Source organism: Arthrobacter monumenti (assembly GCF_054511255.1).
Genome location: NZ_JBTNCY010000004.1, coordinates 120,605 through 133,170 on the forward strand (window position 1 = coordinate 120,605; position 12,566 = coordinate 133,170).

Annotated in this window: 10 protein-coding genes; 7 read left to right on the top strand and 3 right to left on the bottom strand. The window is 60.6% G+C overall.

Annotated features, from left to right (window positions below; translation table 11 throughout):
- The first annotated feature begins 108 nt into the window (after window positions 1-108).
- The 3 genes from sdhC to ACX80B_RS07190 all read left to right on the top strand — a co-directional run bounded on the left by sdhC (window position 109) and on the right by ACX80B_RS07190 (window position 3,028).
- Window positions 109-486, top strand: coding sequence for a succinate dehydrogenase, cytochrome b556 subunit (gene sdhC, locus ACX80B_RS07180; RefSeq protein WP_459294551.1), 378 nt, complete (start codon window positions 109-111; stop codon window positions 484-486).
- Window positions 487-617: 131 nt separating this feature from the next.
- Window positions 618-2,417 (top strand): molybdopterin-dependent oxidoreductase, encoded by a 1,800-nt coding sequence (locus ACX80B_RS07185; RefSeq protein ID WP_459294553.1) that lies wholly within the window; start codon window positions 618-620, stop codon window positions 2,415-2,417.
- A gap of 134 nt (window positions 2,418-2,551) precedes the next feature.
- The gene (locus ACX80B_RS07190; RefSeq protein WP_459294555.1) at window positions 2,552-3,028 is read left to right on the top strand and encodes a hypothetical protein; all 477 of its coding nucleotides are present in this window, start codon (window positions 2,552-2,554) and stop codon (window positions 3,026-3,028) included.
- 27 nt (window positions 3,029-3,055) lie between these two features.
- On the opposite strand, the gene ACX80B_RS07195 is transcribed toward ACX80B_RS07190, so the two are convergent.
- From ACX80B_RS07195 to moaA, 3 genes are all read right to left on the bottom strand, one after another.
- Complete coding sequence (locus tag ACX80B_RS07195) at window positions 3,056-3,388, bottom strand: cupin domain-containing protein (protein ID WP_459294557.1); 333 nt, start codon at window positions 3,386-3,388, stop codon at window positions 3,056-3,058.
- Between the two features lie 74 nt (window positions 3,389-3,462).
- Window positions 3,463-3,774 (bottom strand): carboxymuconolactone decarboxylase family protein, encoded by a 312-nt coding sequence (locus ACX80B_RS07200; RefSeq protein WP_459294559.1) that lies wholly within the window; start codon window positions 3,772-3,774, stop codon window positions 3,463-3,465.
- Window positions 3,775-3,918: 144 nt separating this feature from the next.
- Window positions 3,919-4,962 carry a GTP 3',8-cyclase MoaA gene (gene moaA / locus ACX80B_RS07205; RefSeq protein WP_459294958.1) on the bottom strand — a complete coding sequence of 348 codons (1,044 nt, stop codon included), beginning with the start codon at window positions 4,960-4,962 and terminating at the stop codon, window positions 3,919-3,921.
- A 231-nt stretch (window positions 4,963-5,193) separates the two neighbouring features.
- Here moaA and ACX80B_RS07210 point away from each other — a divergent pair, with 231 nt between their 5' ends.
- From ACX80B_RS07210 to narI, 4 genes are read left to right on the top strand one after another with little or no spacing between them, the layout of a single operon-like run.
- Entirely contained in the window at window positions 5,194-8,907 is a 3,714-nt protein-coding gene (locus ACX80B_RS07210) for a nitrate reductase subunit alpha (RefSeq protein WP_459294560.1), read from the top strand.
- Window positions 8,907-10,700 (top strand): nitrate reductase subunit beta, encoded by a 1,794-nt coding sequence (narH, locus tag ACX80B_RS07215; protein ID WP_459294562.1) that lies wholly within the window; start codon window positions 8,907-8,909, stop codon window positions 10,698-10,700. Before ACX80B_RS07210 ends, narH begins: the two co-directional genes overlap by 1 nt.
- Window positions 10,697-11,428: a nitrate reductase molybdenum cofactor assembly chaperone gene (gene narJ, locus ACX80B_RS07220; RefSeq protein ID WP_459294564.1), complete on the top strand. Its 732-nt coding sequence runs from the start codon at window positions 10,697-10,699 to the stop codon at window positions 11,426-11,428. Before narH ends, narJ begins: the two co-directional genes overlap by 4 nt.
- Window positions 11,429-11,430: 2 nt before the next feature.
- Window positions 11,431-12,183: a respiratory nitrate reductase subunit gamma gene (narI, locus tag ACX80B_RS07225; RefSeq protein WP_459294566.1), complete on the top strand. Its 753-nt coding sequence runs from the start codon at window positions 11,431-11,433 to the stop codon at window positions 12,181-12,183.
- The last annotated feature ends 383 nt before the right edge of the window (window positions 12,184-12,566 follow it).

The following is a 12,566-nucleotide window of genomic DNA, read 5'->3' on the forward strand; positions in this document are numbered from 1 at the left end:
CGATTTCGAACTTGACGGTACGCATTTGGTGAGTTTCAGCATAGGCTTGCCGGACTGTTGCCGCGGGCTTATCGACAACTGCTTAGGGCATGAGGAGAGGGAGCACTGATGGCGGCCAGGACACCCGGTACCTTGTACAGGGGCCAACAAGGTCAATGGGCATGGGTTGGCCAACGGATCACCGGCGTCGTGATCTTCTTCTTCCTGCTGGTGCATGTGCTGGATACGTCACTGGTGCGGGTCTCGCCGGAGGCCTACAACGCCGTTATTGGCGCTTACAAGAATCCGCTCATGGGACTCGGTGAAGCGGCTCTGGTCGCCGCCATTGTGTTTCACGCCTTCAACGGCATCCGCATAATCCTCGTGGACTTCTGGAAAAAGGGCTGCCGGTATCACTTGGCTATGCTATGGATCGTGCTCGGCCTGTGGGCCGTCACCATGACCTTTTTCCTGATCCGGCATCTACCCAACGTCTTCGGACACTGAAGCGCGCAAGTGGGTGGTTTCCGCCGGCACAATGGGGTGTCCGGCGGCGACCGGTCAGTCAAGGGCGCGATGGATCAAGCTGCGCTGTGGGAGTTACCCGCGGCGGGATGGACGAAGCGTGAAGGAGCATCATGTCACTCGATGGCAGGCCCACCCCAGATGAGCTACCGCCCCCGGCGGCCTCCAATATCAATCCGGAGGCATTGGCCGGTTTCCGGGATGAACTGGACCGGAGGAAGTACGACGTCGTAGACGGCTCTTGGGCAGGTTCTGTTCCGGCGCAATATGGCGTCGCACCCCGGCTCCGGATTGGCAGGAGTAAGTGGTTTAATTTGCTGTGGCTGCTGCCGATCGGCTTCGTTCTGCTCATCGTCGGCATCGCCGTGGCCAAGGGATTGCGGGAAATTCCCGTCGTGGCGCAGTTCATGGAAGAGTATCCCGGCACCGTCTTTCCGGGCGGGGCAGAGGCGAATGCGGGCTTCCCCACGTGGGTTGGCTGGCAGCACTTCTTCAATATGCTGCTGATGATTCCGATCATCCGCTCCGGTCTGACGATCATTGCCGACCATCCGCGGTTTTACTGGACCCGGCATTCGACGCCGGGCAAGGATTGGTTCCGGGTGCAGAAGCCGGTTCCCGCCGATCCTTTGTGGACAGCTAAACAGGATTCGATCACGCTGCCCGACGGGGTTGGGTTGCCAGGGCGGCGACATTCCATCGGTCTCGCCCGGTGGTGGCATCTGGGCATCAACTCGCTTTGGCTGCTCAACGGTATTATTTTCTATATCCTCGTTTTCGCCACCGGGCACTGGCTGCGGCTGGTACCCACCAGCTGGGAGGTTTTCCCCAACGCCGTATCGGTGATGATCCAATATTTGTCGTTGGATTGGCCCACCGACGACGCATGGGTTGCCTATAACAGCCTGCAGGTCATCGCCTACTTCATCACGGTGTTCATCGCGGCTCCATTGGCGTTCATCACCGGCCTGGGCATGTCGCCTGCACTGTCCACAAAGTTCAGATGGATCAGTTCATTCTTCAGCATCCAGGTTGCGCGCTCGCTGCACTTCCTGGTGTTGCTCTGGTTCCTGCTGTTCATTGTCATGCACGTGACTCTGGTGGTCGCCACGGACGCATTGCACAACTTCAACATGATGTACGCCAACCGTAACGACGCGGACAGCTGGGTCGGTTTCTGGATCTTCGCCGCGTCGCTGGTCGTGATGATCTTGCTGTGGGTCGCGGTGACCCCTTTCACGTACCGGCATCCGCGTACTGTCCAGCGCATCGGTTATGCCTTGATTGGGCCGGTTCAAAGACTGTTTGAGCATCTTGATTCCAAGCCCGGCCAGTACACCGAAAAAGATATCTCCCCATACATGTGGCACAACGGCAAATATCCGGAAACGCCTGAGTACAAGGAACTCTATGAGAACAATTTCGCCGACTACAGGCTGCGGGTATCCGGCTTGGTGGAAAATCCGTCTGACCTCGATTTGTTCCAGTTGCGGAACCTGCCGTACCACGAGCAGATTACCCAGCACTTCTGCATCCAGGGCTGGTCCGGGGTTGCGAAATGGGGTGGCATATCGATGCAGACCATCGTCGATGTGGTGAAGCCAAAGCCCGAAGCGAAATGGGTAATCTTCTACTCCTTCGCGGAAGGACCCGACGGCGGTATTTACTACGACGCCCAGCCCATTGAACAGATGAGCTACCACCTGACCATGCTTGCCTACGACATGAACGGTGAAGCCTTGCCGTATGGGCACGGCGCCCCACTTAGATTGCGCAATGAAGTGCAGCTCGGATTCAAACTGGTCAAATGGATCAAAGGCATCGAATTCGTCGAGGACTTCTCGGAGTTCGGGGGTGGCGAAGGTGGCTACAACAATGACCACGAGTTCTTCGGCTACCGACAATCCATTTAGCCGATGAGGGAATTGGGCGCTGGCGGCGGTGATGCGGATCCGGCAGAGCCATTCTACATAATGTAGAAATCGTGTAAGTTCGGTCCCATGACGGCGGATATAACACTTGCATCCATCAGTTCAGGAGCAGTCACATGAATGTTCGGCAAGAACGCTTCACCGATACATCACGGCTGAGTCCATTCCGCGTCCTGGGGACTGCCTGGATCATCTCCGGCGGTCTGGTCGCCGCCGTCACTGGACCAATGCGGCTTGAACATGGTTCCTGGGCTGCCGCCTATCAGGTTCTGGTGGCCGGAGTCGCCCAGTATGCGTTTGGCACAGCGCAGTCGGCATTGGCTCCAGGATCTCCTTCACGCCGAAAAACCGCAGCTGAACTTGCTGCCTGGAATGTTGGCAGTGCCGCCGTGATCGGTGGAACTGTCGTCCGAATGCCATTTATCGTTGACGGCGGCGGATTGCTGCTCGTGATCGCACTCGCACTCATGATCCACACCGTGCGGGGGAAGGGCAACGGTCCTACATGGGCGCTGTGGACCTATCGCATCCTGCTTGTCGTCATTCTGGTCAGCATCCCCATTGGGCTGACGCTGGCCCACTTGCGTGCTTAGGGCTGCAGAAGGAGTTTTCCCTCGAGGCTACTGCAGCTTTGCCACGGTCAGGAGCACGACAGAGTCTTCGATAGCCTCCAGACCATGCCGTTCCTGGGGAACGATCAGCAGATCTCCGGGCGAGCCGTTCCACGAATTCTCTCCGGCCGTCATCGACACCCGGCCCTGGAGGACGTGCAACGTTGCTTCCCCCGGATTTTCGTGTTCGCTCATCCGGCTGCCGGCACGTAACGCGATCATAGTTTGGCGCATGACGTGCTCGTGGCCGCCGAAGACAGTATCGGCGCTGCGGCCGCTCGAACTGCGCAGCGCAGTCTCCAATAGTTGGCGCATCAGAGCTGTAAGTGAAACTTTTTTCACGGCATATCTCGTTTCGTCGGCCGTCGTCGTAATTGCATAAACGATACCAATCCGGCGGGTGCTGAAACGGTCCGTTACTCGTTCTTGCGGGGGCCGCTCTCGTGTAGAGCATGCATGGCGAGCGCGGAGTGTGCGTAAGCTCCACCGGCGCGCATCTCCGCCGCCACCCAAATAGCTTCCATCACTTCGTTATCGGTTGCGCCTTTGCGGTTGGCCAGCTTTGTATGTCCGTCAATGCAATATGGACATTGGGTGACATGGGCGACGGCGACGGCGATTAGCTGCTTGGTCTTGCCGTCCAGGGCACCGTCTTTGAACACCTCTTTGCTGAACCGTGTGAAGGCATCCTCAATATCCGGTGCCAGCTCCTTGCGGCGCTTGGCCATGTCGGATGTTGCTTTTTGGATACATGTGCTCAGCCATGACGCTCCTTTTTCAAACGACAGCGATAGCGGTTACCCGCCGATACAGGACACATCCATCATTGCATCGAAAGTCCGGCCTTCCGGCTCCGTGCAAATCGGGGCATTTCAGCCGCCGATATAGGACATCTCGATCTTGCCGCGTTGGGGTAAATCTTTGGTGTTGGCGCTGCGCAACTCGGAGTACCGGTCCGTGCGGGAACGCCACAGATGCGCCATCACTGTCTCCAGCTCGGCATCGGAACAGCCTCCGCGCATCAGCGCGCGCAAATCATGGCCGTCACTGGCGAAGAGGCAGGTAAAGAGCTTGCCCTCAGTAGAAATACGCACCCGCGTACAGGTGGAACAGAACGCCTGGGTAACGGAGGAGATCACGCCGACCTCCCCGCCGCCGTCTTTGTATCGCCATCGTGCCGACACCTCACCGGTGTAGTTGGGGGAGACTTCCTCGAGCGGCATTTCAGCGTTGATCCGGCTAATGACCTCGGCGGACGGAACGACTTCCTCCAATTTCCAACCGTTGGTGGTGCCGACGTCCATGTATTCGATGAAGCGGACAATAAACGGCGAATCCTTGAAGTGGCGGGCGATGTCAACGATGTCCTGGTCGTTCTGGCCGCGCTTGACTACTGTATTGACTTTGATGGGCCCAAGACCGACGTCGTCAGCCACCGCAATGGCCTCGAGGACCCGGGCGACAGGGAAGTCCACGTCGTTCATAGCCTTGAACCGCCCGTCGTCGAGCGAGTCCAATGACACCGTTACCCGCTGCAGCCCTGCATCCTTGAGGGACTGCGCTTTGTGTGCCAGCGCCGATCCGTTTGTCGTCAACGCGATGTCGAGGTCGTTTCCCTCAATGGTTTTTATCCCGGCGATCATTTCGATCAACTGCTCGATATTCTTCCGCAGCAATGGCTCACCGCCGGTCAGCCGGATCTTCTCCACGCCGTGGGCAGCTGCGATCCGCACCAGCCGGGTGATCTCCTCGAAGGTGAGCAGGTCGGCTTTGGGCAGAAACGCGTAATCCCGGCCGAAGATCTCTTTTGGCATGCAGTAAACACAACGGAAATTGCAGCGGTCCGTAACGGAGATCCTCAAATCGCGCAGCGGACGATTGAATTTGTCTCTGACATTTCCGTTCGGCTTTTCCAAGCGCGCGGGGACATCCTCGACGCCACGAAAGTATCTCGGCCCGGGGTCTGGGAGGTCTGCCTTGGTCACCCTTCCAATGTAGGCTCTCCCGCCGAAAATGTCCCGGGCGAGTCCCGGAGTTTCAAAGTGAAAGCCGGTTAATTGATCTGGATTAGCATATGTTTCCGTTGACTAATTCGGTTTCGAGGATTATCTCTGGCCCTTAATTTATTACTGGCCTATGTTGGGCTTATGGCAGCTCCATTCGCCGCCGGGCTTGATGGACCGGCGTCAGATGCAATGTTGAAGTTCGGCCGGTTCTTCACCCGGTGGGATGAGAGCGACGACGGCCGGGCGGTTTTCCGCGAAGGTGGCCGCAAGGGCGATATCTTCTACCGCGACCGCTGGAGCCACGACAAGGTGGTCCGCTCCACCCACGGCGTGAACTGCACAGGCTCCTGCTCGTGGAAGGTGTACGTCAAGGACGGCATCATCACCTGGGAGTCGCAGCAGACGGACTACCCCTCGGTCGGTCCGGACAGCCCGGAGTACGAGCCCCGCGGTTGCCCCCGCGGCGCGGCGTTCTCCTGGTACACCTACTCGCCGACACGGGTCCGCTATCCATACGGCAGGGCTGTGTTGATCGAGATGTACCGCGAGGCGAAGGCACGCCTGAAGGATCCGGTGTTGGCTTGGGCGGATATTGTCGGGGATCCGGAACGACGACGGCGGTACCAGCAGGCGCGCGGCAAGGGCGGGCTGATCCGCATCTCCTGGCAGGAATCCATCGAGATCGCCGCGGCCGCACACGTGCACACCATCAAGACGCACGGGCCGGACCGGGTGGCGGGATTTTCGCCGATTCCGGCCATGTCGATGGTCTCGCACGGGGTGGGTAACCGTTTCATCCAGCTTCTCGGCGGCGTGATGACGTCCTTCTATGACTGGTACGCCGATCTTCCGGTGGCCAGTCCGCAGGTGTTCGGGGACCAGACCGATGTGCCGGAATCCGGCGACTGGTGGGACTCGACCTTCCTGATGATGTGGGGCTCGAACGTACCGATCACCAGGACCCCCGACGCGCACTGGATGACCGAGGTCCGGTACAAGGGGACGAAAGTGGTTGCGGTCAGCCCGGACTATGCGGACAACACCAAGTTCGCGGATGAATGGCTGCCGGCGCAGGCCGGAACGGACGCCGCGCTGGCAATGGGCATGGGCCATGTGATGTTGAAGGAATTCTTCGTAGACCGAAGGGTTCCTTTTTTTACGGACTACGTCCGCAAGTTCACCGACCTGCCATTCCTGCTCCGGCTGGAACGCCATCCCGACGGCGGACTGGTTCCGTCGAAGTTCCTCACTTCCGCCGACATGGAATCGGAGCCCGGCAGCGAGGACGACGCCTTCAAGACGGTGCTGTTCGACCAGAAGACCGGCCGCGCCGTCGTACCGAACGGATCCATGGGGTACCGCTACAACGACAGCGGAATCGGAAAGTGGAATCTGGATCTCGGTGCAGCCGATCCGGCCCTGTCGATGATAGACACCGGCAGTACGGAAACGGCGGAAATCCTGCTTCCGGCCTTTGACGACCCCGCCGGTGAAGGCACGATCCAGCGGCGGGGCGTCCCCGTCCGCGAGGTTGATGGCCATTTGGTGACGACGGTCTTCGACGTGATGCTCGCGCAGTATGGCGTTGGCCGGCCCGGGCTGCCGGGGGAGTGGGCAAGCGGGTACGACGACGTCGACACTCCCTACACTCCCGCATGGCAGGAGCAAATCACCAGCGTCCCGGCCAAGGCGTGCATCCGAGTCGCACGTCAGTTCGCGCAGAACGCCGAGCAATCCAACGGCCGTTCCATGATCATCATGGGCGCCGGAATCTGCCAGTGGTTCCATGGCGACGCCACTTACCGGGCGGTGCTGTCGCTGCTGATGTTGACCGGCTGTATGGGCCGCAACGGCGGCGGCTGGGCGCACTACGTCGGACAGGAGAAGTGCCGCCCGATCACCGGCTGGATCTCGTTGGCCAACGCGCTGGACTGGAGCCGGCCGCCTCGGACCATGATCGGCACCGGTTACTGGTACATGCACACCGACCAGTGGCGGCAGGACGGCTACTCCGCCGACGCCCTCAAATCTCCCTTGTCCTCCGGCAGCCTCGACGGCATGCATACCGCCGACGCGATGGCCCAGTCCAACCGGCTCGGCTGGATGCCGTTCTATCCGCAGTTCGACAAGAACCCGCTCGACCTGGCGGATGAGGCCCAAGGCGCAGTCGACGACGGCAAGGCGGCGGACCCGTCGTCGTACATTGCCGATCAACTGAAGAACCGCCGGCTCAACCCAGCCATTGAGGACGTCGACGCACCGGAGAACTGGCCGCGGACGCTGATGTTGTGGCGGTCCAATCTCTTTGGTTCCTCGGCCAAGGGTAACGAGTACTTCCTGCGGAACCTGCTGGGCACGCATAACAATGTGATGGGTGAGGACCATGTCGAGGGGATGATGCCCAAAGACGTGAAGTGGCACAAGGACGCGCCCGAAGGCAAGCTCGATCTGCTCGTCACCGCCGACTTCCGGATGACCTCAAGCACCCTGCTGTCCGACATCGTCTTCCCTGCTGCCACCTGGTACGAAAAGCACGACCTGTCCTCGACCGACATGCACCCTTTTGTGCACGCCTTCAGCCCGGCGATCGATCCACCGTGGCAGTCGAAGACCGACTTCGAGACCTTCCACCTGCTGGCTAAGGAGTTCTCCCGGCAGGCCAAAACCCACCTTGGCGTCCGGAAGGACCTGGTCAGCGTGCCGCTGCAGCACGACACCAAGGGGCAGGTTGCCCAGCCCGGAGGGATCGTCCGCGACTGGAGGCAGGAGGATATTCCCGGTGTTCCCGGCCGGAATATGCCCATATTCCAGGTGGTCGAACGGGACTACACCACCATTGCGGACAAACTCGCCACTGTCGGGCCGCTGGCGGAAAAACTCGGTTTCACGGTCAAGAACATCACCTACAAATTGGGCAAAGAAGTCGACCGGCTCGGCCACACCAACGGGGTCATGCTTGGCGGTGCCGGTGACGGCCGTCCGGCGATAGACACCGACTCCAAGTTCGCCGAAGCCATCCTGAGTTTCTCCGGCACCACCAACGGACAACTCGCTGTGCAGGGCTTCAAGGACCTGGAAGTACGCACCGGTGTGAAGCTGGCGGACCTGGCCGAAGGCTCCGAGGAAAAGCGGATCACTTTCCCACAGACCCAGGCCGGCCCGGTTCCCGTTATTACCTCGCCGGAATGGTCCGGCTCGGAAACCGGTGGCCGGCGGTATGCGCCCTTCACCGTCAACGTGGAACGGCTCAAGCCTTGGCACACCCTGACCGGACGGATGCACTTCTTCCTGGACCATGACTGGATGCGCGACGTCGGCGAATCACTCCCGATCTACCGGCCGCCACTCGATATGCACCGGCTCTTCGGGGAACCCAAACTCGGGGCGGACGGTTCGAAGGAAATCACCGTCCGCTACCTGACGCCGCACTCGAAATGGTCAATCCACTCCGAGTACCAGGACAACCTGCTGATGCTGTCACTCTCCCGCGGCGGACCAACCGTGTGGATGAGCCCGGCCGACGCTGCCTCCATCCACGTGGCCGACAACGACTGGGTCGAATGCGTCAACACCAATGGTGTGCTGGTCGGCAGGGCGATCGTCAGCCACCGGATGCCCGACGGCGTCGTCTTCGTCTACCACGCGCAGGAACGCACCATCGATGTGCCGAAGTCCGAAGCGACCGGCCGGCGCGGCGGCATTCACAACTCGGTGACCCGGCTGCTGGTCAAGCCGACGCACATGATCGGCGGCTACGCGCAGCTGGCCTACGCCTTCAATTACCTGGGACCCACCGGAAATCAGCGCGACATGGTCACCAGGGCCCGCCGCCGCTCACAGGAGGTTCAGTACTGATGCGTGTTATGGCCCAAATGGGCATGGTGATGAACCTGGACAAATGCATCGGCTGCCACACCTGTTCGGTCACGTGCAAGCAGGCGTGGACCAACCGGGCCGGCACCGAGTACGTCTGGTTCAACAACGTCGAAACCCGGCCGGGCCAGGGCTACCCGCGCCGCTATGAGGACCAGGAGAAATGGAAAGGCGGCTGGGAACTGAACAAACGCGGCCGCCTCAAACTCAAGGCAGGCGGGCGCGCCCGGAAAATGCTCGGCATCTTCGCCAGCCCGGTCCAGCCCGAGCTGAAGGACTACTACGAACCCTGGACCTACGACTATAAGACCCTGGTCGACGCGCCCCTGGGTGACGACTTCCCGGTGGCGAAGCCGAAGTCCCTGATCACCGGCAAGGACACCAAAATCACCTGGTCCGCGAACTGGGATGACGACCTCGGCGGCACCACCGAGATGGGTCACCTGGATCCCATAGTGGAGAAGGTGCGGCAGGAATCCGAAGACAAGATCAAGTTCGAGTTCGAGCAGACCTTCATGTTCTACCTGCCGCGGATCTGCGAACACTGCCTCAACCCATCCTGCATGGCGTCCTGCCCCTCCGGAGCCATCTACAAACGCGTCGAAGACGGCATCGTTCTGGTCGACCAGGACCGCTGCCGCGGCTGGCGCCAATGCATCACCGGCTGTCCCTACAAAAAAATGTACTTCAACCACAAAACCGGCAAGGCGGAGAAGTGCACGTTCTGCTACCCGCGGGTGGAAATGGGCCTGCCAACCATCTGCTCCGAAACCTGCGTCGGCCGGCTCCGGTACCTCGGGCTGTTTTTGTACGACGCCGATAAGGTCACCGAGGCGGCCTCCGTCAAGGACGACAAGGACCTCTACGAAGCCCAACTGGATGTGCTGCTGGATCCCAACGATCCCGCCGTCGTCGCCGCCGCCCGGGAACAAGACATTCCGGACGACTGGATCGACGCCGCCCAGCGCTCGCCGGTCTACGCGATGGCGAAAGTCTACAAAATCGCATTGCCACTGCACCCGGAGTACCGGACGATGCCGATGGTCTGGTACGTTCCGCCGCTGTCACCAATCGTCGATTTGCTCCGGGACCAGGGCCACGACGCCGAAGACCACTCGAACCTCTTCGGTGCCATCGAGGAACTGCGCATCCCGGTCGAGTATCTCGCCGAACTCTTCACCGCAGGCGACTCGGACATGGTCACCGGCGTCCTGAAGAAACTCGCGGCCATGCGGTCTTTCATGCGCGGCATCAGCCTGGGCGGGGATCCGGATGACTCCATCCCGGAATCCGTCGGGATGGACGGCGAAACCATGTACGAAATGTACCGTCTGATGGCGATCGCCAAGTACGAGGAACGCTACGTCATCCCCAAGGCACATATGGAGCAGGCGCACGATCTGGAGGAAATGGGTTGCTCGCTCGACTTCGACGGCGGACCCGGTATGCAGGATTCGCCGTTTGGAGAAGCCAGCGGCAGCCCGACGCCGGTGGCAGTGGACACCTTCAATGCCCTAAAGCAGCGGCAGACCTCGGATGAACCCGCCGGAGGGGAAAGCCTCCGCGGCCGGGTGAACCTGTTGAACTGGGACGGCAACGGTGTGCCGGCGGGCCTGTTCCCGGAAGAACCCACCGACGATCCGGTAATGAGTATCGATTCACCAGCACACGGCGGCGGCCATGCCGGTCCCAGTCCGGATGCTGCCGGGCCAAGTGCCAGCGCATCAGGTTCCAGCGGTGACCCGGAGGACAACCAATCCGGAGGCCGGAGATGAGCTTCAAGCAAGCCTGGGGACGTGATAAATCCGTCAAGGGCACTGCGGGGAAACGCACAGGTTCTGCGGGGAAGGAGGCCGGCTCTGCAGGGAAGCAGACCGGCTCTGCGGGAAAGCCCGCCGACCGGATTACCTATCTGGCAGCAGCGTGGTGCCTGTCCTATCCGGATGAGGAACTGCTCGGACGGATTCCGTTGATCCGCGACGCACTGGCGGAACATGATGCAGGTGAACCCTTCGAACCCGTATTGCAGGAACTGGAGAATACGGAGTTGGCGGCCGTGCAGGCCAGCTACGTTCAGGAGTTCGACCTGAGCCGCCGGCATGCGTTGCACCTGTCCTACTGGACCGACGGCGACACCCGGCGCAGGGGAGAGGTGCTGGTTGAATTCAAGCAGGTGTACCGCCAATGCGACATTCTCGTCGATACCCATGGCGAACTTCCGGACTACCTGCCGATGGTGCTTGAGTTCGCAGCGACCGTCGATCTGGCGGCCGGACGGGAGCTGCTGCTGAAGTTCCGGCCCAGTGTTGAACTGCTGAGGCTGGCACTGATGGATGCGAAGTTGTCCCATGCCGGCGTCGTCCGGGCCGTCTGCGACACCTGGCCTGGTACATCACCGGCTGACCGCAGCGCCGTCCAAGCGATGGCCGGCTACGGTCCGCCGACCGAATCGGTTGGCCTCGACCCCTATGATCCGCGTTTGTTGCCTTTGCAGGGAGCTTAATCATGGACATACTGCTCTGGGGAGTCCTGCCCTACGTCATGATGGTCGTCCTGGTCGGCGGCCTGATCTGGCGGTACCGGTACGACCAGTTCGGCTGGACCACCCGCTCATCCCAGCTCTACGAATCGAGGCTGCTGCGCTACGGTTCGCCGATCTTCCACTTCGGCATCCTCGCCGTCCTAGCCGGCCACTTCTTCGGTCTGGTGATCCCCAAGTCCTGGACTGAAGCCGTCGGAATGAGCCAGGACTTTTACCATTTCAACGCGCTGTTCGTCGGCAGTATCGCCGGGCTGGGAACGCTCGGCGGAATAGTCATCCTGATCTACCGGCGCCGCAAAACCGGCCCCGTATTCATGGCAACAACGCGGAACGACAAGATGATGTACGTCGTCCTGGTCGCTGCAATCGTCTTTGGAATCTGGACGACTCTGGCCAGTGTTTTCCTTGGCGGACACGGACATGACTACCGGGAAACAGTTTCTCCCTGGTTCCGTTCACTGTTCGTTTTCCAGCCCGAAATCGCCTCGATGGCGGCAGCGCCGCTGTCCTTCCACCTGCACACACTGGTCGGCATGCTGTTGTTCATCGTCTGGCCATTCACCCGGCTGGTTCATGCCTTCACCGCACCGCTGCACTACTTTTTCCGTCCCTACATCGTCTACCGTTCCAGGGACAAGACCGCGACATCGAGTTCGCCGGTCCGGCGCGGCTGGGCTGCCGTCGGGACCCAGGACCGCGACACGCACCACCGCTGATCCTTAGTCAGGCGTTTTCGAGTCGTTTCAGCAAGTCAGCGTCATGGGACTTGACGAAGCTGTTCGTCCCGGGAGTACAACGAGGCTTTCTGCTGCACAAAAACGCGAAATTGGGCAAAAGTTACTCCCCGGCCGAACGGGTGGGACGGCGACACCGAGCGGGAACCGACCGTGCCTGGCCGTAGTTCGTTGACAACAGCCGCAGACCGCCTATCCGATAGCGATGCAGAACTGGCACTAGTCGGCCGCGGAATCAGGTTCCGCCTCCTGCCATTACCAAGGCTGAACCAGGTACCAAGGTGAACACGTTCTCTTCGCCGAGGGGTTTATCGGCAGGGCAGGACAACAGCAGGTTTAGCCGCGCGAAAACGCGAAATGGCGAA